Source organism: Olsenella sp. Marseille-QA0557, assembly GCF_965119725.1.
Lineage (GTDB): Bacteria > Actinomycetota > Coriobacteriia > Coriobacteriales > Atopobiaceae > Coprovicinus > Coprovicinus avistercoris.
The window spans coordinates 957,547-981,223 of sequence record NZ_CBCPMI010000001.1 but is presented as its reverse complement, the minus strand read 5'-3'; the positions used below and the strand labels follow the sequence as shown (position 1 = coordinate 981,223).

Here is a 23,677-nt window from a genome sequence, read left to right as displayed (position 1 = left end):
TAGCACTCGGACAGAAAGTGTGCTGTCCGAATCGGTGCCGTCGCAGGTAGGAGCCGGAAAATCGAGCTGTTAAATCTCTCGGACGGGAGGGCTCGATGAAAAGGGTGAAGTGCCCGTGCTGTGGAGCGGCGATGCGCAGGAACGGAAGGACCACGGCGGGCGCGCAGAGATGGCGCTGCGAGTCCTGCGGGGCATCGAGGACCGTCTCGTACGACGACAGTGCCGCCTGGCTCGAAGAGTTTCTGGCGTGGCTGCTCTCAAAGGCGAGGCAGGCAGACATGCCCGGTCAGGGGCGCACGTTCAGGAGGAAGACCTCCGGATTCTGGCGGGTGTGGCCCATGCCCGAGCCGACCGGTGAGGTCCACAGGGTGCTCTTCCTCGACGGCATCTGGCTCGACCGGAACCTCGTCGTGCTGATAGCCTACGACGGGGAGCATGTGGTTTCGTGGTACATGGCCGAGTCGGAAACCTCAAGGGCCTGGGAGGCGCTCATGGCGCCCATCCCGGCTCCGGACGTGGTGGTGTGCGATGGAGGAACAGGGTTCGCTTCGGCGGTCCGCCGGACATGGCCGCGCACGAGAGTCCAGAGGTGCCTGTTCCATGCGTTCTCGCAGGTGAGGAGGTACACGACGACGAGGCCAAGGCTCCAGGCCGGCAGAGAGCTCTACGCGCTTTCCATCGAGCTCATGCATCTGGACACCCTTCGGCAGGCCGATTGGTGGGTCGAGCGCTATCTTCAGTGGTGCGGGTTCTGGGCCGACTTCCTCGAGGATGTCTCCTTCATCGACGGGAGACGCGTATTCACACACGAGAGGCTCAGAAAGGCCCGCTCATCACTCTCGAGACTCGTCTCCCAAGGAACGCTCTTTACCTACCTTGATCCGACCCTGACCGCAGAGGGTCCACTGCCGCGTACCAACAACCCGATCGAGGGCGGCGTCAACTCACAACTCAGGGATGTCCTGCGCAACCACCGCGGGCTGTCACTCATGCGTCGGGTCAAGGCGGTCTTCTGGTGGTGCTACATGCACACCGAGAGCCCAAGACCGGCAAGAGAGCTTATCCGCTCCATGCCAACTGACGACGATATCGACTTCCTCTATAGGACCTACTCGCTATCACCCAAGAGAGAGGATGGGGGTCCAGAATGGGGTGATCGAGCCGTGTGGGAGGAGCTGCACCACAAGGACCCGTACCCGTTCTGGCTAGACTGACAGCACACTTTTTGTCCTATAAGCCTGAATTGCTCCAGCAATCCCTTCAGCCGTAAGACCTGCACGCGCAAGCAAACAATCCCTATCGTCGGCTTCAAAAATATCGTCAGGAGCACCCAGAGAAAGCAGCCGAGGAATTGCGTTATCGGCTTTTGTAGCCCTCACGAGATGCTCTGCAACAACACTGCCCAAACCACCGACACTGCGATGTTCTTCAACCGTTACGACTAAACGCGATCCGGCAAGTGTCTGAACTATTGCTTCATCAAAAGGAACAACCCATGGGACTTCTATCACTCTACAGGACACACCTCGCGCCTGCAGCTCCTCAGCTGCAGCCAACGCTTCAAGTGCAATACTTCCGGTAGCAAGAATGGCAACACCTTGAGGGCTGTCCTGAGCAGGCATGCTGTTCGACGTCGCCCCTACGTGCAGCTCGTGTGCTTTGCCGCGCACAAGACCGTCACATGATGGCTGTATAAGCGCTCCTGCGTGCGCTGTAGGCATACGTATGTAACAAGGACGTGGATGCAGACCAAGATCAATCAGACAGCACCAAAGCTCGGCATTATCAGCCGGACAAACCACATCAACATCTGGAACAGCTCGCATACACGCCACATCATCAAGCGCCATATGGCTTGCACCTAAAATACCCGATGCGTATCCCGGCCCCAGACCAACAAGCACTAAGGGAGCCTTCATGATTCCCATCGCTACACGTACCTGGTCCATTGCTCGAGCAGCGAGAAAGCACGCGTATGCTGGAGCAATTACATGAAGTCCCTCCAGCGCCATAGCAGCGCCCATCCCCACCTGGCTCTGCTCAGCAATACCACACTGAACGACCATCTCAGGGTGTGCTTGCCTCACGGGGTCCAGCGATAATCTGCGTCCATAGTCTGAGACAACAATACTCAAGAGCTCATCATGATCTGCGAGGTATGACATTGCAGCGCCAAACACCTCTTTGGGATCCATACGCGCCAAACGCTGTGCAAGCTCAGCATCACATGTTGCACCCGAACAAAGGAGCGCCTCATTGTGCTTACTCATGGAGAATCGCCTCCTTACGTGCATCAAACTCCATGGCAACACGCATACGCTCTTCCTCAGTCATGAGGTTGTCGTGCCATTCCACGCGGTCTTCCATAAATGACAAGCCTTTGCCCTTAACGGTATGAGCCAACACAACACGTGGTGCCGTATGGGCGGGAGAGAAAGGTGTTGGGATAAGAGCGTCACGCAGAGCAATTACATCATGCCCATCCACCTCAACAACATCCCATCCAAATGAGGCAAATGTTTTTGCAAGCGAGGAAGTGCCATCAGGGGTAGGTCCCAAAATGTCCGCTGTTGGACCATCAAGCTGCAGTCCGTTTACATCCACAATGAAGGTAAGCTCACCCAAGCGATTGTGCCCTGCAAATGCCACAGACTCCCAAACCGAGCCTTCATTGCACTCACCGTCGCCCAGGATACAGAAAACACGGCCGGTACGACCGAAACGACGATTTGCCATGACAAGACCACAGGCATGAGCTGGTCCTAAACCAAGACTTCCACCAGAAAGCTCTATACCCCGGCAGAGATCACGCCGTGGATGCTTGAACAACACTGCCTCAGATCCATATAAACCTCGAGACATATCTTCTTCCGAAACATATCCCGCTTGCTCAAGGGCTGGATACAAAGCCAGTGCTGCATGCGCTTTTGAAAGTACCAGTCGGTCGCGATTATCCCAAGGAGTGCCATCTTTGCCGGTATGCATCACTTCGTTGAGCAGTACCGCAAAAATCTCTGCTGCAGAAAGACTCCCGCCGAGGTGGTAGGGATGCGCTGGATCGTCCAGTGCGAATCCAACAGCTTTCCTGCGGATATCTAACGCACGCAATTCCAATTCACGGCGAGACAAACGTCCTGTTTTCGACTCAGGAATATCTTGATGATTGATAGTCACGTCCGTGGAAACAAGCGCTGCTCCAAGTCTGCAATCCTGCACAGAATTTCCCAGAATAGAGAGGTTATCGCGCAACCACGTAAGGCTCCACTCTATGGGTGTTCCATCTTCGAGGCTAATGAGCTGCTCGAGTACGAGCATGGGGTCATGTGCATCGCATCGCAAATATGCAGCATGCTCTTTGCCTGCCGCCCGCGCAGTGTAGCGCATACACGAATCGGCAATATGCTTTCCTGAACACCGCTCAACAGCATCAAAGGCCGACTCATGGAGGAAATCGGCATTCTCAATATCGGGACATGCGTCCATGCTGAGCCAGCTCTCCTGACATACAACACTTTCCCCGCCCACATCGCGCACACGCCGTAAAAAGAGCGCAGGTGAGCCTGGCGCTATGTCCAACTCGCGCGCTACAGCCTCTGAGGCAGGCAACACTCTTTCGTCCAAAACATGGGTGACAAACTCTTTGCCCTGTTCATGCAAGGATGCTGCAAATGAGAGCAGCCGACGTCCCGAGGTATGCCATATGCCGGGATCAGACACAAAGGTGCCTTTACCGCGCTCTTGCACCAGCATTCCCTCATCTACCAGTATGCTTATCGCGCGCCTAACGGTACCGCGTGCCAAACCAAAGCGTTGAGAGAGCTCATGCTCAGAAGGGATGCGCATACCCGCTTCCCACATATGGGAACGAATCCTCTCTTGCAGCACCTCTGCAAGCTGTTCATGCAAAGGCCTGCCAGAGGATCTATCGAGTGCTACCTCTTGCTCATCAGCAATATCGAGCGAAGTGCTGGATGTTCTATGAGCTGCTCCGCTTTTCCGATACGGAAAGACAGTGTTGCCACGAGACGAGCTCGTGCCGCCAAATCCCATCCAAATGCTTGTATCAATATCAGACGCTGGAATCATATGCTCACGAAACGTGGCAGAACTGCCCTGTTCGTTGCAATCGGTCATGTCCCCTCCCTGTTGGACCGCAACTACAGGCCTGAAGCCTGCATGAAATGCCCCTCGGAAACACAGCCGTAAGGGCATGTAAGATCATTCGGTCATAGTAGGTACAGGACAACCAGTATACAAGTTGTACATGCACAGTTTATAGACAACTATAAGGACAACAACTCATCACATTTGAAAGGGAGAAACGCTATCCTCGACGCTTCAAACTGCCGAAGGTTTGGTAGGGGCGGTGGGACTCGAACCCACAAGCCTAAACGGCCAAGGATTTTAAATCCCCTGCGTCTGCCAATTCCGCCACGCCCCCACGAACAAGGTGCAACTATTGTACTAGCTTATTCGAATCGTCGCACACCAATAACACGCATTACTATAGCAAGTTATTGCGCAATTTAGGACAGACATGTTAATTGGGGAAGCCAGTTCACCGGAGAAACACCTTCGGCATCTCCTGCGGCTGCTGCAGCTACAGCCGAAAGACCAAACAGCAGGTCGCTTTCACTCACCGTAAGTCTGTCAAAACCCGTCGTGCGCATAAGCTCTCGAATGGCCACGGCGCCAGCAAGAATAACCGGAGCACGTTTGGCTTGCAGTCCAATAATATGGCGGCGCTCTTCTACATTCAGCTGAGCAAGCATGTCGATCAGTCCATCCACTTGTTGAGCTGTGAGCTCATGGAGGTGGACAAAAGAAGAATCATAAGGATCAAGGGCTGCATCAATGGCCACCAATGAAGTAACCGTGCCACCAACCGCTACCAAACGTGTGGGACGAGCAACGCCACAGGACGGGTTATCACCACGATAATCCGCAAGAGCAGCTGTTCCATCCTGTGAGCTGCGCGGAGAGCCATCTTCATGCCATGGAATATCCGCCTCGAAACGCGTATCGCAAAAAGAACGCGCGTCAGCAAGCATCGCTTCTGTTGCGGGTCCATCTCCCGGCAAACACTGTTCGGTAACACGTCTGCACCCAACATCGGACGAACGCACAAACTCCAGGTTCAGATTATTTGGCACGCCTTCCACAGAGACAGCAAGCGACCCCACCGCAAGTTCGGTGGATCCACCGCCATTGTCTGCAACGACAATGCGCTGCCCTGGAAAATCGCGTGCAACACCTAAAAAGGTAAGCGAGCCCTCAACTCTACCTGGTATTACCTCGGGATGAAGTCCGCGATTCTCAAGCTCACAGATCAGATCATTGGAGTTGGATGCATCGCGAGCAGCACTGGTGAGCGTACAGCATGCCCGTGTGGCACCTGCACCCTTTGCCGCAGAAAGATAATCATCAACGGTAGCCACAACGCGTTCGCATGCTGCCTGAGAAAGCTTGCCCGAGCTTGCAAGCCCCTCTCCCAAATCGCAAATACGCGACTGTTTGGCACATCGAAGCACCTTTCCGTTTTCCACATCTGCAACGGCAAGACGAACAGAAACGGTACCAATATCAATTGAAGCTACACGAATCATACAAGCTCCCCTACGACACGCTCACAGACGTCTTGTCAAAACCAAACAACACGTCTAACACCGATATGTACCAAGGGTTGTTGCTTTCATCAGAAGCATCCGAAGTGTCGCCAGTCTCGCCATCTGAGGTTTCAGATTCGTCCAGACCTTCAACAGTTACAGCCGTCTCACCTTCGGAAACATACCCGCGCTTACGCGCTTCATCTTCGATACCCTCGCGCGATTGCAGACGATTGACCTCACTTTTGAGCTCTTCATTGTCTTCATTGAGCTCAGCAAGCTCAGCAGAATAAATCTGACCTACACGCCAAGACACGTAGTATTCGCGAACCGGGCCATATAAGAACAACAGCAACACTGCTATTGCTGCAACAACAATCAGACCGATTCTTCCCGCTTTACTGCTTGGAGGCTCGGGCAGACGGTCACGCAGGGTCGAGAAAAACCCATTCAGCTTTGATTGAGGGGTATTCCTTCGGGACGACACACGATCATTGGTACGCGCTCGCCCAGCCCTATTTGTTCCGTAACGCGATAAACGTTGTTGTCGCGCGCTGCTGTATTCACCCATATGAGTTCGATTCTGCTTCGTTTTCGGGATCAAATCGTTTTCGGAGCAACTCCTCTTGGGAGCTGCTCCACTTATTTCGTAGCGACCTTATCTCTATAGGTTATAGCAGAGCAGTCAGAAAACGTGTTACTCATGCTCTTGCTTGACGCAATTCCACAACTCGTTGAGCTTGTCAGTACCCATCTCGGAAAGCTCTTCTTCCTGTTCGCGCGCCATTTCTTCCATGATGCTCCAGCGGGAGCGGAACTTCTCACAGGAACGCTCGAGCGCCTCTTCAGCATCGATTCCTTCCAAGCGCGCCACGTTGGCAAGGGCAAAGAGCATGTCGCCAAACTCAAGCTCCGCCGCAGGCGTACCGGGTTCTTCAGCAAGAAACTCCTGGCGTTCTTCCTCGACCTTTTCCCAGACGTCCTCAACGGTTTCCCACTCAAATCCAACACGCGCAGCACGCTTAGAGATCTTCTGGCATTGCATTAACGCCGGCAACGCATGAGGAACACTGTCGAGCAGACCTACGGGTTTGCCTTCTTGTTCGGAGGCCTTCTCACGTTCGTCGCTCTTGACGTTTTCCCAAATATCAAGCACTTCGTCTGCTGAGTCTGCCTGAGTCTTGTCATTGAAGACATGAGGATGTCTGCGTACGAGCTTCTCGTTAAGCCCACGGCATACATCAGCAAGCGTAAATTCACCAGCATCATCGGCAATTTGGGCATGGAGAAGCACCTGCATCAGCACATCGCCAAGCTCTTCGCATAAATGCGCTGAATCACCCTCATCTATCGCCTCGGCCGTTTCATACGCTTCTTCGATCATGTTCTTGCGAATAGACTCGTGCGTTTGCTCACGATCCCACGGACAGCCATCCTGCTGACGCAGGCGCCATATCGTACGAGCAAGACGCTCGAAATCATCCTGCGTACCCGGCGCACCAGGGCGAGATGCACTCTGAGCGTCTGCAGCAGCAACCAGTTTGTCGTTGTCCACCGTTTGCCTCTTATCGCTCTTCGGGATATAAAAAGCCCCACTCACGACGCACGTCAGTCATGAGCTCCATCACATCATGACTCCATTCAGCACAGCACTGTGCCTCCGCCTCGCCAGCTACTGCAGCCTCAAGGTCAGCCAAGGCATAGTTAAGAGCCAGCCTGCGCTCGCCCGCACGGAATGTTTCCTGACGGTTCTCGGGCCACCAGGTAAACGTCGCCTCATCCGCACGCGGATACTCCATACCTTCGAGATAACCCTTGTCGGTGGCGATAACATAGCGCTTGGGCTGCTTGGCATGAAGGGTGAGCGAGAACGTTGCCAGCTGATGCTCGGCATTGCGCATAATAATGACGCTTTCCTCATCCACGCCGGTAAATGCGGGGTTCTCAAGCGAGCTGTGCTCGGTCGGCTTGCTCTTTAAGAATGTACGTGCAAGCGTAAAGGCGTATACGCCAATATCGAGCATGGCGCCACCGGCCAACTCGGGATTAAAGAAGCGAATGTTGGGGTCATATTCACGGAAGCTGCCAAAGTTTACCTGCGCAAGATGCACTTGTCCAAAATCTCCCGCCTCAAGCTTTCGGCGAAGCATTTTATACAGGGGCATATGCAAAATGGTGCAGGCATCCATAAGGACTAGTCCGCGCTCGCGCGCAAGCGCCATTCCTTCATCAAGTTCTTCGGTATTGAGCGTAATGGCCTTCTCGCACAAGACGTGCTTGCCTGCATTGAGTGCCCCACGAATATACTCTGCGTGTGTGTTGTGTGGCGTTGTTATATACACCGCATCAATGGATGGATCGTCATAAAGCTCCTGGTAGGAGGTGTATACCTTAGGTACACCATGACGGCTAGCAAATGCTTGCGCCTTCTCAAGCGTACGATTTGCTACACCATCAATATGGCGACCAACACGAGCAAGCGCATCTGCCATCTCGTTTGCAATAACGCCACATCCAATAACGGCCCACTTCAGATGCGGAGCGCGGTTGAGAATAGCAAGTTCTTCAGCGGAAATAGGTTCTGTCATATACCGTCTCCTTATTCTGTTTCGTCGTCGCCGCCCACTTGTTCCAACACACCGAGCGCCACAGGCAAAAGTTCCTCAACACTGCGCTCCTGAGAAGCACGGCGAGAAGCACTTCCACCGCGACGAGATGCACTTGTAGCACTCGCACGAGCAAGCCTGAAAGGATATGCCAGCTTGCGAGTCTTGGGATACACAATAGCACCCTGCTCGCGAAGCTTAAGCCCGGCTGCACGCGGCACTTCAATTCCCATATAGATGAGACGCCCGTCGGTAAGCGAGATTGAGGTAACTCCCAAACGCCCAGCTCGAATACGCATGCGAGCACGATCCATGAGATTTCGACCCGCCAGAGGCAGTGCACCATAGCGCTCGATAAGGTCATGTTCCAGCTCGTCCACGTCGGCCAACTCCGCCGCAGTTGCCAGGCGGCGATATGCCATTACACGACGGTCAACATCGGGCACATATTCTTCTGCCAGATAGAAGTCTGCTGGCAGATTGATAGTAACTTCTGGTTGCTCAGCATCGGCAATTTCACCGCGCGCCTCTGCAACAGCAGTACCAAGCATCTGGGTAAACAGGTCAAAACCAACACCGGAAAGGTTGCCATGCTGCTCGGCACCTACCAGCGATCCGGCACCACGGATTTCGAGATCTCGCATGGCAATGCGCATACCGCTGCCCAAATCCTGATTTTCGTTAATAGCGGTAAGACGCTCGGTAGCCTCTGGAGTAAGCGGCTGATCGGGCGGGAACATGAAGTAGGCATACGCCTGAGTTCTTCCACGTCCCACACGACCTTTCAACTGATAGAGCTGCGCCAAACCAAGGCGCTGAGAATCTTCTATTACGAGCGTATTTGTCCGTGGATTATCAATGCCGCTCTCAATAATGGTTGTAGCGACAAGAACGTCGATTTCGTGAGCTTCAAACGCCATCATGACGTCTTCTACCTCACGAGCGCTCATCTTGCCGTGTGCTACGCCAACACGCGCCTCCGGAGCTGCTTCGGCAACACGTGCCGCTGCCTCATCAATGCTGCGCACGCGGTTCGAGACGTAGTAAACCTGGCCGTTGCGCGCCAACTCTGTGCGAATAGCGACGGATACCACGTCGGGATCCCATTCGCCCACATGTACCTCAACCGGCTTTCTGCCCGGAGGAGGCGTCATGATAAGACTCATATCGCGCACACCGCTCATAGCCATCTGCATCGTACGCGGAATGGGTGTCGCCGACAGCGTGAGCACGTCCACCTGCTCACGCATATTCTTGAGCTGCTCTTTATGCTGCACACCGAAGCGCTGCTCTTCGTCGATAATCACCAGGCCGAGATCATGCGGGTTAACATCGCTCGAGAGCAAGCGGTGAGTACCAATGAGCACTTGTGCTTCACCCGATGCAAAATCTTCTAAGGCTTTTCGCTGTCGTGCAGGCGTTACAAAACGCGACATGACGCGCACATCCACATCAAACGGCGAGAAGCGAGAGAAAAACGTCTGGTAGTGCTGCTCAGCCAAAATGGTTGTAGGACACAGCACCATCACCTGACGACCATCGGCAACGCACTTAAACGCTGCTCGCAGAGCAACCTCAGTCTTGCCAAAGCCCACATCGCCACAGAGCAAGCGATCCATGGGGCGAGGAGCTTCCATATCTGCCTTGATGTCGGCAATTGCGCCGGCTTGGTCAGAGGTGAGCTCATAGGGAAAACTCGCCTCCATATCTGCTTGGGCGGGCGTGTCAGGCGCAAAGGCATGACCTGCCACAGCAGAGCGCCGGGTATAAAGATCCACGAGGTCAAACGCAAGTCGTTTCGCCGAACGACGCGCCTTGCCGGTAACGCGAGACCAGTCGGCAGTATTGAGACGTGTCAGACGCGGAGAAGAACCGTCAGGTCCAACATAACGGCTGAGACGATCGACCTGCTCAAGCGGCACAAAGAGCTTATCGCCGCCAGCGTATTCCAAAAGGAAGTAATCGCGCTCTCGCCCTGCCACCTCTTGGCGAACAATGTCGGCAAACAAAGCGATGCCATGGGTGGCGTGTACTACGTAATCACCTGGTTTAAAGGGGAACGTAATCTTGGTTGGGTCAATGCGACGAGCACGTTTGCGCGCCATGCGCTGCGTAAGATCTCCCACCGAGAGAATGGCCAATCTGGAAGCCGGCAGCACAACACCAGCGGGAACCGCTGCATCAAAAAATGTAACAACACCTGGCTGAAGTGGTTCCACGTCACTTGTTGCATGGGAGTCTTCAAACGGAATAGTGTTGGCAGGATCATTTGCAAGTGATTCGCAAAACGGAATACCCTCATCGCCAAAACTCAGTTCCAGCGAAGCGCGAGCACCGCGATCGGGTACAGCAAAAGCCACTGCCATGTTGTTGGATACAAACTGACGGACACGTCCAATGAATTTGGCATCAGAGCCTGCCAGATCGGGTTGACGCACTTCAAGCTTTGTTACCGCAGAGGTGCCTGCCCGCATGATGGAAGAGAACGAAAAACGTTGCTGAGCGCCAAAATCCATGGCACGCGGCTGAATATACAAACCCTCTAATGATGCATGAGCAGCCTGTGCCGTAGCTTCCAGCTCATCGTAAGCTCGCAAACAATCATCAAACAAAGCTCGAGGCTCTGCGAGTACGACAAGTGTTTCTTTGCAGATGTGTGCAAGCGGAGAATCCGTGGATCCATAGAGCTCAGGAAGGTAGCGGTCGATAATAGGCGCAGACGAACGTGCTTCGATAAGCTCAAGATCCTGTGCAATGCGACCATCCAAGCGCGCCGACGCTTCAAGTGCTTCTCGCGCGCGGCCAACTGTTTCGTCAGTAAGCGCAAGCTCACGACAAGGCGACACGGTAACCGATTCCAGCTCACCAATCGTCTGACCCGTTGACGACACCATACGGCGAACACGGTCAACTTCATCGCCAAAAAACTCAATGCGCACTGGTGAGGTGGCCTGAGCAGGAAAAATGTCTACCGCGTCACCATGAATATGAAAAGAGCCCGGAGAAGCCGCCTCACCATCGTCGACATACCCCATGCCAACAAGCAAGGCTCCAACGTCTTCGAACGGCACCTCATCGCCCACGGCAAACGTTGCACTCGCCCAAAAGCCCGAGCCAGCCGGCGGCACACAGCGCATAAGCGAACGAGCGCTTGCTACCACTACCCGCGGTTCTCCCTGAGCCAGCGCCGCAAGCGCTTGGCACCGAGCTCCGATGACCGCATCATCCGAGGCAACATCAGCCCATGGCAGATCACGACGCTCGGGATAGCGCATTACCATATCCAAGCCCAGCCATGCGGTAAGCGTTCGTGCTGCTCTATCAGCGGCTTCCTCACCGCTTACCACAAACAGACAAGGACGTGGATTGCGCGCCCAAAGTGCTGCGAGCATGAGTGGACGAGCGCTCTGCGAAACCGCAAGCGTTACGTCTTCACCCGCATCTAAATCATGCAGAACTGGCAGGAGGTCAGGATCGGAGAACAGAGCCTGAGCAACTCGATGAATAAACACTAAAGCCCCCAGCCTACAGACGATTTGCCCGCTCGGTAACCTCGCGCATCCGCTCGCAGGCACTCTCTACCTGAGCAGCTTTGGCACGCCATTTCCAGTTGTCACCCACGGTACCCGGGCGATTCATACGGTCTGCCTCACCAAGGCCCAAAGCATCCTGAAGCTGCACCATCACCACATCGGCGCTGCTCTGTTCACATACTTCAAGCGCGCGCTGAGCAACATCGTGCGCTGCTTGCTCATCGGCACCACCGCAGAATCTGCCTGCGCACCAGCCCAGCAACGTCTGCGTGTCGTGCGTGCTCGTATAGGCAATTTTGTGGGCAGCAGGCTGCCATCCATCAAGCGAGAAGGCATCGGCAAACACACACACGTCCATACCAACTACGCCGCAACTTGCCATCAGGGCACGAATTGCCGGAGTGATAAGGCCGAGGTCTTCCGCAATAACGGGTAGAGGTCCAAACTCTTTGAATGCGCGCTCAAAGAGCTCACGCCCCGGACCAACACGCCAGCGGCCATCGCCGGCATTATGATCCCGAGGTATTGCATAGAACGAAGAGAATCCCAGGAAATGATCGAGGCGCACATAATCGTAGAGTGCAAATGCTCTGGCAAATCTCTGCATCCACCACGCATAATCCTCTGCACGCAGAGCATCCCAGTCATACACCGGATTGCCCCATACCTGACCGCTCGGTGAAAACGCATCTGGTGGGGTTCCCGCTACAACATTGGGCTCGCCGTTTGCATTGAGGCGGAAGATGTTGCGGTGCGCCCACACATCTGCAGAATCCAGTGAGACATACATGGGCATGTCGCCCACAATCTGAATGCCCTGCTCATGGGCATACGCACGCAGCTCATCCCACTGCAGCTGGAACTCAAACTGTTTGCGTCGAACAATTTCAATTTCGTCGACAAGTTCAGGATCGTTCAGAAGCTCGGGGCTCCAATCGCGATACTTCTCGGGCCACTGTTGCCATGGACCATCGTCAATGACTGTTTTTATCGCCATAAAGGTGGCGTACGGATCCAGCCATTGCGCATGTTTAGCACAAAACGCCTGGTATGCCTTCTCATCAATCTTGCGTGCCCGGGCTTTTTCCTGAGAGACCAGCGCAAAGTTGCCCGCAAAAGCGGAAAGGCCAGCATAGGGCGATCCATGGGCATCGGTGGGATTGACCGGCAAGATTTGCCAATAACGCTGCCCTGCTCGCTTAAGCCAGTCGCAGAAGTGAAAAGCTGCCTCACCGAGCGTTCCTGCTTCGCCATCTTCTGTTGCTGCAGGAATCGATGTGATATGCGCGAGAATACCTGAGCCGCGTTCTGGCGTGCGAACAAGATTGCGCTCGTTGTGGAAATAGAGCACGGCGGATCCAAGCTGAGGAAGGCGCACGGTTACATGATCGCCAAGTACTTCGACCTCACGCCCTGAAATAACCTCATCCACTTCCTCTGCACGCATAGGCACGCTCACCTCGCGCACAGCCGAAAGACTCCGGTTTACCAGAACTGTTGCGCTCTCGCCCGTCGCAGCATCTGTGCGAGTAAACCCGAAAATGTCTTCGCCTTCGCTAAAGGCTTCAATATCCCCATTGACCAACACTGGCAGCGTTCTGCGCAGATTGATGGCATTGAGATAAATAGTCTGACAATTGCGATTTTCGTGACCCCAGGGGAAGGTCCCGCGGTTATAAGGATCGGCATAGCCTTCCATGCCAACCTCATCGCCGTAATAAATGCTGGGAACACCCGGCAGTGTCATCTGGAGCAGAACTGCGAGCCACAGCCTGGCCTGTGCAAGACCAAGCTGATCACCATTGAGTCGGTAACGGAATCGCTCCTCATCGGAAAGCGAGCCCGAATCAGGCGCACCGCCCAGGATTGTAAGAAGTCGCTCGGTATCATGGGTGCCAAGCATGTTGAGTGCCTCTGCAAAGGCATCTGGGGGATAGTTTTCATGCATGCTCTCAATGCACTCGGCAAGCTCTGCAGCGTTACCCCACCCCATGATGTAGGAAATAAGCGGAGCGCGGAGGTTGTAGTTCATACAACAATCCAACTCATCGCCGAGGAAATAGCGGCGTAGCTTGTCGTAGCTAATCTTGTTGGATGCGTCCTCCCATACTTCGCCCAACACGAGAGCATCGGGACGCTCTTTAAGGGCTGCTTTCTTCAGCTCGACGAGAAAATCGTCAGGCAGCTCATCGGCTACATCGAGACGCCAGCCGCTCGCACCAGCACGCAACCAATGACGAATAACGCCATCTTTACCAAAAACAAGCTCTCGATAGCCTGGATCTTCCTCATTGAGGTCGGGCAGATCTCCTACACCCCACCAGCTTGAATAGTCATAACCATCCTCAGAGAAGTGGTACCAGCTTCGATAAGGTGAATCAGGACTTTGATAGGCACCAAGCGTATCGTAATTTCCGTACTTATTGAAATAACGGCTGTCGCAACCGGTGTGGTTGAACACGCCATCCAAAATGATTGAAATGCCAAAGTTGTGAGCCTCAAGGCAGAGCGCAGAAAACTCCTCTTCATCACCAAGCATCGGATCGATATGAAGATAGTCAGCCGTATCGTAGCGATGGTTGCTTGCCGCCTCGAAAATGGGATTGAGGTAGATAACAGTCACACCCATATCGTGCAGGTATGACAAGTTCTCGCGAATGCCCGAGAGTGTGCCGCCATAAAAGTCCCAGCGAACAATGCGTCCGAGCTCGTCTTTCTCATATCGAACTGGTGTTGTCCAGTCTTCTACCAGAGCTCGACCGGGCCCTTTGCGTTCATGCGCCAAGGCCTGTGTAACACGCTCGCGCCACTCTGCTCCGCGAGCAAACCTGTCGGGAAAAATCTGATAGACAATACCCCCGCGATACCAGTCTGGCTTTATAGCACGAGGTTTATATACCGTCATTTGGAATGACGGCCCCTGATACGAACGAAGTTCGCCTTCTCCGCCAGTACGTCCTTCGCGGGCTCCATACCACAGGACATCGCCATCGGCAGTAGTGAACTTGAAGGTATACCAAACGATTCGAGCCTCATCGAAACTAATGGTGCAAGAAAACTCAAGGCATTCTTCCGTAGATTGAGTCTCCATAGGCAGGAGTTCTTCGCCAATCTCATCGGACCAGAGCCTAAGTTCACAAGTAATGTTATCTACATCCCATACGTCCACAGCAAGACGTACGGCGCCACCCACCTGGATGGCGCCGTACGGATCTCTGAACGAGAGGGAGCGACTATTATGAAGCGCCCTCATTGTCCCCCTTTGCGCATAGGTTACCGATCTCTGCGCTTAATGTACCGGATAACCTCGGGGTGCAACGTGTGGTAGATGTCAACATAGTCGTCGGCAGCGCGATGCCACCCGAAGTCCTTCTCCATCGCATGACGTTGGAGCTCTTTCCAAACGTCTGGTTGAGTCCAGAACACTTCGCAAGCATTGAGTAGGGTATCGCACATTTCGTCCGCATTAAAGTTCGCAAAGCGGAATCCATCACCTTCACCGGTATATTTGTTGTACGGATTTACCGTATCCACCAAACCACCGGTCTCGCGAACAACAGGAAGCGTGCCATACCGCATGGCAATCATCTGAGAAAGGCCACAGGGCTCAAACTGAGAAGGCATCAAGAAGAGGTCCGCGCCTGAGTACATACGCTGGGCAAGAGCGGAGTCGAAGGTAATGCGGGCGCACATCATATCGCTGTAGCGCCAATCGAAGTAACGCATTGAGTCTTCGTATTCCTTATCACCCGTGCCAAGCACTGCAAGCTGAACGCCACGAGACATAATGCGATCGATAGCATACTGCACGAGATCGAGTCCCTTTTGCTTGGTCAGGCGACCAACCATAACCACAAGCGGACGCTCGGGATCTACGCGGAGTCCAAGCTCCTCTTGGAGCGCGGCTTTGCACTCAGCCTTACCTGAAAGGTCATCCACACTAAAGTTGGCAAAGATTTCAGGATCAGACTTGGGGTTGTACTCTGCCATGTCAATGCCGTTGAGAACGCCCTTAAGAGCGTCTCCGCGACGCTGGAACTCATACTCAAGGCCCTCGCCATAGAATGGCATCTTGAGCTCCTGAGCATATGTGGGGCTTACAGTTGTCAGAAGGTCAGAGTAGCGAACAGCACCGCGCATGTAATTGATGGTTTGCGGACCAACATAGAGCTGGTCTACTGCGGCAGGAACATCGGCAAGTCCGAGAATATCCTTCAGAACAAAGTCGGAATATTGACCCTGGAACTTTACGTTATGAATCGTAAAGATGGTACGGACGTTGTCGTAGATGTCTCCGTGATAGAACTCGCGCAAAAACACGGGCGCCATTGCAGTCTGCCAGTCGTTGCAGTGCAGAATATCGCACTGAAGATCCTCGACATACTGCATAGCTTCGAGCAGTGCCTTGGAGAAGTAAGCAAAGCGCTCACCATCGTCAAAGTAGCCATAAAGGCCATCGCGGGCAAAGTAATACTCATTGTCCACGAAATAGAAATCAATATCGCGGTATACAAGGTGCTCAATACCGCAGTACACACTGCGCCAGCCAAGAGGTACGTAAAACTCGCATACATGATCCATGCGCGAGCGATACTCCTCCGGAATGGTCGCATATTTAGGAAGGATAACTGCAATCTTGCAGCCGGCACGGCGCAGTGCTGGCGGCAAAGAACCGCCAACATCGCCGAGGCCACCTGTCTTAGCAAACGGCACTACCTCAGATGAGGCAAAGACAACCCGAAGCTTCCTTCTTTTCTTCTCTGCCATAGTTCCTACCTCTGGCCCTTACTCTGGTAGTACACATTCTCCGGAGTGCCGCGAAGCTCAGTGCCTGCAGGAATGCAGTTAGCACGGTCGACAATTGCATTCTCAACACGAGCGCCACTCTTAATAACACAATCCTGAAGAACAATAGCGTTGCGAACAGTTGCACCGCTCTCAACAATAACGTTGCGACCAAGCAGTGAATCGGCAACGGAGCCCATAATACGGCAGCCAGCCGAAACGATGGCATTCCGTACGTAGCAGCCACGCTCATATTTTGCGGGAGGCGTATCGTGTGCCTTGGTCTTTACCGTGCGCTCCTCCGGGAAGAGCTGGTCGGCAATTTCCGGATTGAGCAGATCCATGTTGCGACGGAAGTACGCCTCGGTGTTGAACACCGGTGCAGCATAGCCATTGAAGCGATACTCGCGCACCGTTACACGGCCATAATCGTTCTCAAGTGCCTCAAAGAGGTCGAGGTAGTCGACGGAAGAATACCAGTCGAGCAAGGTGAGCAGCAGCTCACGACCAATAACAAAGGTATCAAGGAAGGCCATGTCGCCGAAGCTTACTCCGTGATTGATACCGGTGATATTGCCGGTGGACTCATCAACATTGAAGCCCACAACATCGGCGTCAGACTCTGTCGCAGAGTTTGTCAGAACGGTAATGTCCACACCAGACCGGATGTGCTCATCGACCACAAGGCTTAGATCCATGTTGAATGCGAAGTTTGCACCGCTGCATACCACATAGTCGGCATGGGAGCGCTCAAGGAATACTCGGTTGCTCTCAAGATCGCGCACAAGGAACCTGGAGCCTGCACGAGAGGTACCAAAGGCAGAACCCGGCAGCACGAACAGGCCGCCGTTCTTACGGTCGAGCATCCAGTCCTTGCCGGACGAAATATGGTCGATAACCGAACGGTAGTTATACGGCAACACAACGCCCACCGTACGAATGCCGCAGTTCACCATATTGGAGAGCGCAAAATCCATAATGCGATAACGACCTGCATAGGGCAGAGAAGCAACAGGACGCTCCTCGGCGAGGACGCAGGCCTTCTTGGTGGAGTAGTTCGTGGTGATAAGACCGATCACGTTTGCCATGTTTACTCCTCCCCCTTTCCAACCACAACGTTGTCGCCAATAACGGCAGTGTCCTTTGCTATATCAACGCTGCCAAGAGCAACGCCTTCTTCAACGCAGGAATTCTCGCCCAAAATGGCACGGACAACCTTTGCACCGGCCTTTACCTTTGCACCTGGGAGCAGGATGGAATCCTCAACTGTGGCACGCGGACCCACCTCTGCGCCTGTGGAAAGAATTGAGTGGCGAACCGTTCCGTAAATACGACAACCATTAGAAATAATGCAATCGGAGACGCTGCCTTCAGGGCCCACATAGTGCGGCGGGCGAAGTGTAGCGTTACTCATAATTGGGAAATCTGTTGAGTACAAATCGAACTCAGGATGCTCTCCGAGCAGATCCATGCTGGTCTCGTGGTAGCTTGAAATGGTGCCTACATCGCGCCAGAAGCCCTCGAATTTATAGGTGTACAGACGGCGGTCTTCTCCCAGAAGCTTGGGGATAATATTCTTGCCAAAGTCATGCTCAGACGTTTGATCTACTGCGTCTGCGCGCAGCTCATCGAGCAACAGCTTCGTATTGAAGATGTAGATGCCCATTGAAGCAAGGTTTGAATCGGGCTTGTTGGGCTTCTCGGTGAACTTAATAATGCGCTCGTCTTCGTCCTGCGTAATGATGCCAAAACGGGAAGCCTCTTCCCAGGCAACCGGCATGACAGCAATCGTAAGATCAGCGTTGTGACGCTTGTGATTGGCCAGCATTGCATGGTAGTCCATGCGATAGAGCTGGTCGCCCGAAAGGATGATGACGTACTCCGGATCATTATCCTCAATGTAGCCCAGGTTCTGGTACACAGCGTCTGCCGTGCCCTCATACCAGGCACCGCCTGACTCGGTCGAATACGGTGGGAGGATAGAAACGCCACTACCCATCTCGTCGAGATTCCAAGCCTCACCCGTGCCGATATAGGAGTGCAGCAAGTAAGGACGGTACTGCGTCAAAATACCAACCGTATTTATCCCTGAATTAGAGCAGTTTGAAAGAACAAAGTCGATAATGCGGTACTTGGCGCCAAACGAAACTGCTGGCTTTGCAACATTGTGAGTTAGGGCTCCAAGTCTGCTTCCCTGTCCTCCGGCAAGAAGCATAGCTATGCATTCCTTCTTACTCACCAGACACTCCTTTCTATCGTGGCCTTCCATCCCCTAGGGCGGACAGCTTTCTGCGTCCGCCCCAAAATATGTAGTACTTATAAAGTGCTCCTAAACGTGCCAAATGTCTTCGGCGTACTCGCGAATGGTTCTATCGCTCGAGAAGTGGCCGGAACGGGCAGTGTTAATGATCGACATGTGCGCCCACTCACGCGGATTTGCACAAATCTGACGGAGCTCTTCCCAAGCCTGGACATACGGCTTGAAGTCTGCCAAGACGAACCATTGATCGTTGTTGACCATCAATTCATCGTGTACCAACTCAAAGTTGCCATTGAGACGTGCGAGCGTTCCGTCGACAAGTTCATCGACTACGCGACCAAGGCGACCGCGATCGGCTTGGTACTCATTCCAAGCCCAGTAACCCTCGGCCTTAAGACGCTCGATATCCTCAACACGCAGACCAAAGATCTTGAGATTCTCAAAGCCCACGAGATCGGCAATCTCAATGTTGGCGCCGTCGTAGGTGCCCAGCATGATTGCGCCGTTCATCATGAACTTCATGTTAGAGGTGCCGGAGCCCTCCATACCTGCAGTGGAGATCTGCTCAGAGATCTCTGCAGCCGGATAAATAATCTGAGCATTGGAAATGCCGTAGTTCGGTACAAAGGCAACGCGGAGGACATCGTTAACACGGCTGTCGTTGTTTACGACATCTGCAAGCGAGTTGATGAGCCTGATGACCTCTTTTGCGAAGGTATAGCTCTGTGCAGCCTTGCCGCCGAAGATAAATGACGTCGGCATCGGACGGAACGAAGGATCGTCGATCATGCGGTTATACAAATCGAGAATCTTGAAGACGTTCAGCAGCTGACGCTTATACGCATGGAAACGCTTAACCTGAACATCGAAGACCGAATTGGGGTCGAGCTCGACGCCAGACACCTGCTTCACATACTCGGCAAGACGCTTCTTTGCCTCATGCTTTGCCGTCACGATGTCGTCAAGCACCGCGGGGTCATCGGCATACTGCTCGAGCTTACTGAGCTCTTCGGCATTTGTCATCCAGCCATCGCCAACGGCGTTGGTAATAACTTTTGAAAGCGCCGGGTTTGCCTCACGAAGGAAGCGGCGGTGAGAAACACCATTGGTCTTGTTGTTGAACTTCTCGGGCGTAAGCGCATAGAAGCCCTTGAGAACATCGTGCTTGAGGATCTCGGTATGAATGGCAGAAACGCCGTTGACCGAGTGACCGCAAATGATGGAAAGGTTTGCCATGCGAACGTTGCCATCCCACAGTACTGCAGTTTGGGAAGCAAGCTCCTGCCAGTTGTCACGATCCTGTGACAGAGACTCAAGATAACGACGGTTAATCTCGTCGATGAACATATAGATACGTGGCAACAGCGAGCGGAACATGGGGATAGGCCACGTCTCAAGTGCCTCAGGCATAACCGTGTGGTTGGTGAAGGAGATGGAACGGGTGGTTATATCCCATGCCTCATCCCACTCCAAGCCCTTCTCATCGACCAGCAGGCGCATGAGCTCGGGTCCGCACATTGCGGGGTGCGTATCGTTTGTGTGCAGCGCTACGTGATCGGGGAAGTGCTTCCAATCGGGACCATAGTCGCGCTCATAGGTGCGAAGAATTGTCTGCAGACCAGCAGAAACAAACAAATACTCCTGCTTAATGCGGAGAATACGACCGTGAGGACCTGCGTCGTTGGGATACAGGATGGTCGAGATAGCCTCAACATCAGAGCGGAACTTATTTGCCTTTGCATAATCGCCCTCATTGAAGGCATCGAGATCGAAGTTCTCCTCTGCGGGCTCGGCGCTCCACAGACGAAGCTTGGTTACGGTTTCTCCGCCGTAGCCAACGACTGGTACGTCATACGGAACAGCCTTTACGCGATCTCCACCCTCGGTGGTAAACCAGAAGTGACCGTTTTCATCCTCGTGACGCACAGGCTTGCCACCAAAGGTAACGATAACCGAACTTTGCTCACGACGAACCTCCCAAGGGAAGCCACGCTCAAGCCAGTTGTCGGTTTCTTCGACCTGGCATCCATTAACAATTGCCTGGTGGAACAAGCCATAGCGATAACGCATGCCGTTGCCATAGCCCATGATGCCCTCTGTTGCCATGGAATCCATGAAGCAGGCAGCGAGACGACCAAGGCCGCCGTTGCCCAGACCAGGATCCTGTTCCTGGGCAAGAATGTTGTCGAGAGAAAGACCTAACTCAGCAAGGCCCTCTTCTACAAGATCGCGGACACCATAGTTAATAAGATAGTTGTCCAGCAGCGGTCCGATAAGGAACTCGAGTGAGAAGTAATACACCTTCTTCTTTTGTTCCTGCTGAGCTAGCTCATTGGTTTTTACGCCAATAGCACGGGACTTGGCAGCCACGATGCTTGCAAGCGCTTGGAAGCGCTCAGCATCGGTGCAGTCTTCGTACGTCCTGCCAATGAGCGTCTGGCACGACGACTCAAACAGGTCGACGAAGTCCTCTTTACTGTCGAAGATCCTTTGCATGAAAAGAAACCCCCTCCTCGGTATTTGGACCGAAAGTCCAACACCTTCTTGCTACATGCCATCCTCTGCAGAGGATGTGCGTCAGTGCTACTTCTTATGTTTGTTCTTAGACGAACTGCTCTTTTTTGCAGAAGTAGCCGTATCGCCGCTTTTCTTTGCTGTGCCCGTCGCCTTCTTAGATGTCTTTTTTCTACTTGCCGAAGTTTTTGTAGCCACCTTTTTCTTCTTTGGCTTTGGTCTCGGCTTTGGCTTGGTGCACTTAAGAATCATACCGCCAAGTGGTGGCACTCTGACAACAATTGATTGTTCTCTACCATTCCAAGGCTCAATACTTGCCTCAGCGGGAAGTGTATTGATAACCCCTGAACCACCATAGCGCTCATCGTCGCTGTTAAAGATTTCGGTCCAGGTACCATAGGTCGGCACACCAATGCGATACTCCTCATATGCACGAGGATCGAAGTTGATAAGAACTACCAGGTCCTCTTTTTCGGTATCGCCATGGCGGATAAAGCTGATAAGAGATTGGTCCGCATCGTCGGCGTCAATCCACTCAAAGCCTTTTTGCTCGTAGGCATATTCCCAAAGTGCAGGCTCCTCCTTGTAAAGCTTATTGAGCGCGGCGATAAAATCGCGCTGCTTACGATGGGCTTCATATTCATCAGCCAAGAACCACTGAATGGACTCGTAGTAGCGCCATTCAATCCACTGTGCAATTTCATTGCCCATAAAGTTGAGCTTTGCACCTGGATGTGTCATCTGATACATGGCCAGCGAGCGCATACCAGCAAACTGACGCCAATAATCGCCTGGCATACGCGTAATGAGCGAGCATTTGCCGTGGACAACCTCATCGTGCGAAAGCGGCAAGACGAAATTCTCGTTAAAGGCATACATGAGTGAGAAGGTAAGCAAACCGTGGTTGCCCGGACGCCAGGGGAAGTCGGTTTGCATGTAGTGCAGCGTGTCGTTCATCCAGCCCATGTCCCACTTATAGTGGAAGCCCAGGCCGTCTTCCTCGGGTGGATAGGTAACAAGCGGCCAAGCTGTGGATTCCTCGGCAATCATCATGACGTCGGGACAGTAGGAGCTTACCGTCGTATTGAGCTTACGGATGAAGTCGATAGCATCAAGATCGCCCTCGTCACCATACTTGTTGAACTTCTTCTTCGCAGGATCATCCACGCCAAAGTTGAGATACAGCATGCTTGAGACGCCGTCTACACGGATGCCGTCTGCATGGAAGCATTCAATCCAGTACAACGCATTGGAGATAAGGAAGCTGCGCACTTCTCCTCTGCCAAAATCAAACTTATGCGTGCCCCAATTGGGATGAATTTCACGCTCGTACAGCATGGTGCCGTTAAAGGTTGCAAGACCCTGAGCATCCGCGCAGAAACCTCCGGGCGTCCAGTCCAAAATAACGCCAATGCCGGCCTGGTGAAGCGCATCAATCAGGCGACGCATGCCATTTGGATCGCCAAAGCGTGAAGTGGGTGCATAATAGCCGGTTGTCTGATAGCCCCATGAGCCATCAAATGGATGCTCCATAAGTGGGAGCAACTCAACATGCGTATAGCCCATTTCCTTTACATAGGCAGGCAATTCGCGTGCTAAATCGTCATAGGAATAATATTCACCGCGCTGAGCAGGGAATGGATCCATCGGTCCAGGGTAATTTCCATTCTCATCTGGATCTCCTTGAGGCTCGTCACCATGACGGCGCCAGGATCCAGCATGTACTTCATAGATATTGAGCGGCATGTGCATATGGTCGGTCTTTTTGCGATTTGCCATCCAAGCATCGTCGCCCCACTCGTACTCAGGGCCACCCCATGCCCGCGATGCTGTACCAGGGATTTCTTCTGACCAGAAGCCATACGGATCGGCCTTGTAAAGCAGCTCGCCATTCTCAGTTTCGATAACGTATTTATAAAGATCGCCAGAGGTAACGCCAGGAATAAAGCCTTCCCAGATACCCCCGCTCTCACGCTCAGTTAGTTGATATTGCCCCTCTTGCCAGCCATTGAAACTGCCAATAACGCACACAGAATGCACGTGGGGAGCCCAGACAGCAAAGTGAAAACCTTCTTCGCCATTCTCGAAGCTTGGGTGGGCACCCAGCTTTTCATAGCTGCGGAACCACTCGCCTTTTCCCATAACATACACATCGGTATCGGTAACACGATAGAGATCGGCGGTATCCTTCATGTTGGCTCCATCTCTCGGAACTACCTATTTACAGATGCCCGACAACAGCAGGCTGCTCTCATATGACAAGCAGCGCGTTGTTTGCCGCGCATCTCATATAGCCTGAATGAGAATATGCGTATTCAGTGTAACTATCTTAAAGTTCATGACACCTCCGGAGAGGACTGGCGGCATGACTGT

14 protein-coding genes and 1 tRNA gene are annotated in these 23,677 nt (G+C 53.3%); 1 reads left to right on the top strand and 14 read right to left on the bottom strand.

Annotation, left to right across the window (positions count from 1 at the left end; translation table 11 throughout):
• Positions 1–95 precede the first annotated feature (95 nt).
• On the top strand, positions 96–1,214 hold the full coding sequence (locus ACQY6Y_RS04410) for an IS1249 family transposase (protein ID WP_428378537.1): 1,119 nt from the start codon (positions 96–98) through the stop codon (positions 1,212–1,214).
• Here ACQY6Y_RS04410 and ACQY6Y_RS04405 read toward each other — a convergent pair.
• From ACQY6Y_RS04405 to glgB, 14 genes are all read right to left on the bottom strand, one after another.
• Positions 1,206–2,270, bottom strand: coding sequence for a transketolase family protein (locus ACQY6Y_RS04405; protein WP_428379096.1), 1,065 nt, complete (start codon positions 2,268–2,270; stop codon positions 1,206–1,208). The two genes, ACQY6Y_RS04410 and ACQY6Y_RS04405, sit on opposite strands and share 9 nt — an antisense overlap.
• Complete coding sequence (locus ACQY6Y_RS04400) at positions 2,263–4,134, bottom strand: UTRA domain-containing protein (protein WP_428379095.1); 1,872 nt, start codon at positions 4,132–4,134, stop codon at positions 2,263–2,265. Before ACQY6Y_RS04400 ends, ACQY6Y_RS04405 begins: the two co-directional genes overlap by 8 nt.
• A gap of 221 nt (positions 4,135–4,355) precedes the next feature.
• Positions 4,356–4,441 (bottom strand) — tRNA-Leu (locus tag ACQY6Y_RS04395).
• A gap of 85 nt (positions 4,442–4,526) precedes the next feature.
• Complete coding sequence (locus ACQY6Y_RS04390; RefSeq protein ID WP_428379094.1) at positions 4,527–5,606, bottom strand: phosphatase; 1,080 nt, start codon at positions 5,604–5,606, stop codon at positions 4,527–4,529.
• A 10-nt stretch (positions 5,607–5,616) separates the two neighbouring features.
• Positions 5,617–6,177 carry an FtsB family cell division protein gene (locus ACQY6Y_RS04385; RefSeq protein ID WP_428379093.1) on the bottom strand — a complete coding sequence of 187 codons (561 nt, stop codon included), beginning with the start codon at positions 6,175–6,177 and terminating at the stop codon, positions 5,617–5,619.
• Positions 6,178–6,303: 126 nt separating this feature from the next.
• A complete protein-coding gene (mazG, locus tag ACQY6Y_RS04380) occupies positions 6,304–7,161 on the bottom strand; it encodes a nucleoside triphosphate pyrophosphohydrolase (RefSeq protein ID WP_428379092.1) in 858 nt (285 codons plus the stop codon).
• A gap of 10 nt (positions 7,162–7,171) precedes the next feature.
• Positions 7,172–8,194: a Gfo/Idh/MocA family protein gene (locus ACQY6Y_RS04375; protein ID WP_428379091.1), complete on the bottom strand. Its 1,023-nt coding sequence runs from the start codon at positions 8,192–8,194 to the stop codon at positions 7,172–7,174.
• 11 nt (positions 8,195–8,205) lie between these two features.
• Entirely contained in the window at positions 8,206–11,724 is a 3,519-nt protein-coding gene (gene mfd / locus ACQY6Y_RS04370; protein ID WP_428379090.1) for a transcription-repair coupling factor, read from the bottom strand.
• A gap of 13 nt (positions 11,725–11,737) precedes the next feature.
• Positions 11,738–14,998, bottom strand: coding sequence for a 4-alpha-glucanotransferase (locus tag ACQY6Y_RS04365; protein WP_428379089.1), 3,261 nt, complete (start codon positions 14,996–14,998; stop codon positions 11,738–11,740).
• A gap of 20 nt (positions 14,999–15,018) precedes the next feature.
• Positions 15,019–16,512, bottom strand: coding sequence for a glycogen synthase GlgA (glgA, locus tag ACQY6Y_RS04360; RefSeq protein ID WP_428379088.1), 1,494 nt, complete (start codon positions 16,510–16,512; stop codon positions 15,019–15,021).
• A 5-nt stretch (positions 16,513–16,517) separates the two neighbouring features.
• Complete coding sequence (gene glgD / locus ACQY6Y_RS04355) at positions 16,518–17,618, bottom strand: glucose-1-phosphate adenylyltransferase subunit GlgD (protein ID WP_428379087.1); 1,101 nt, start codon at positions 17,616–17,618, stop codon at positions 16,518–16,520.
• A 2-nt stretch (positions 17,619–17,620) separates the two neighbouring features.
• On the bottom strand, positions 17,621–18,769 hold the full coding sequence (locus tag ACQY6Y_RS04350; RefSeq protein ID WP_428379086.1) for a glucose-1-phosphate adenylyltransferase: 1,149 nt from the start codon (positions 18,767–18,769) through the stop codon (positions 17,621–17,623).
• A 90-nt stretch (positions 18,770–18,859) separates the two neighbouring features.
• The gene (locus ACQY6Y_RS04345; protein ID WP_428379085.1) at positions 18,860–21,286 is read right to left on the bottom strand and encodes a glycogen/starch/alpha-glucan phosphorylase; all 2,427 of its coding nucleotides are present in this window, start codon (positions 21,284–21,286) and stop codon (positions 18,860–18,862) included.
• 87 nt (positions 21,287–21,373) lie between these two features.
• A complete protein-coding gene (gene glgB, locus ACQY6Y_RS04340) occupies positions 21,374–23,497 on the bottom strand; it encodes a 1,4-alpha-glucan branching protein GlgB (protein WP_428379084.1) in 2,124 nt (707 codons plus the stop codon).
• Between the last annotated feature and the right edge of the window lie 180 nt (positions 23,498–23,677).

Bases quoted from the DNA above. Each gene is read 5' to 3' on its own strand.
- ACQY6Y_RS04410 (WP_428378537.1), top strand. From the start codon at position 96: ATGAAAAGGGTGAAGTGCCCGTGCTGTGGAGCGGCGATGCGCAGGAAC.
- ACQY6Y_RS04405 (WP_428379096.1), bottom strand. From the start codon at position 2,270: ATGAGTAAGCACAATGAGGCGCTCCTTTGTTCGGGTGCAACATGTGAT.
- ACQY6Y_RS04400 (WP_428379095.1), bottom strand. From the start codon at position 4,134: ATGACCGATTGCAACGAACAGGGCAGTTCTGCCACGTTTCGTGAGCAT.
- ACQY6Y_RS04390 (WP_428379094.1), bottom strand. From the start codon at position 5,606: ATGATTCGTGTAGCTTCAATTGATATTGGTACCGTTTCTGTTCGTCTT.
- ACQY6Y_RS04385 (WP_428379093.1), bottom strand. From the start codon at position 6,177: ATGGGTGAATACAGCAGCGCGCGACAACAACGTTTATCGCGTTACGGA.
- ACQY6Y_RS04375 (WP_428379091.1), bottom strand. From the start codon at position 8,194: ATGACAGAACCTATTTCCGCTGAAGAACTTGCTATTCTCAACCGCGCT.
- ACQY6Y_RS04365 (WP_428379089.1), bottom strand. From the start codon at position 14,998: ATGAGGGCGCTTCATAATAGTCGCTCCCTCTCGTTCAGAGATCCGTAC.
- glgA (WP_428379088.1), bottom strand. From the start codon at position 16,512: ATGGCAGAGAAGAAAAGAAGGAAGCTTCGGGTTGTCTTTGCCTCATCT.
- glgD (WP_428379087.1), bottom strand. From the start codon at position 17,618: ATGGCAAACGTGATCGGTCTTATCACCACGAACTACTCCACCAAGAAG.
- ACQY6Y_RS04345 (WP_428379085.1), bottom strand. From the start codon at position 21,286: ATGCAAAGGATCTTCGACAGTAAAGAGGACTTCGTCGACCTGTTTGAG.
- glgB (WP_428379084.1), bottom strand. From the start codon at position 23,497: ATGAAGGATACCGCCGATCTCTATCGTGTTACCGATACCGATGTGTAT.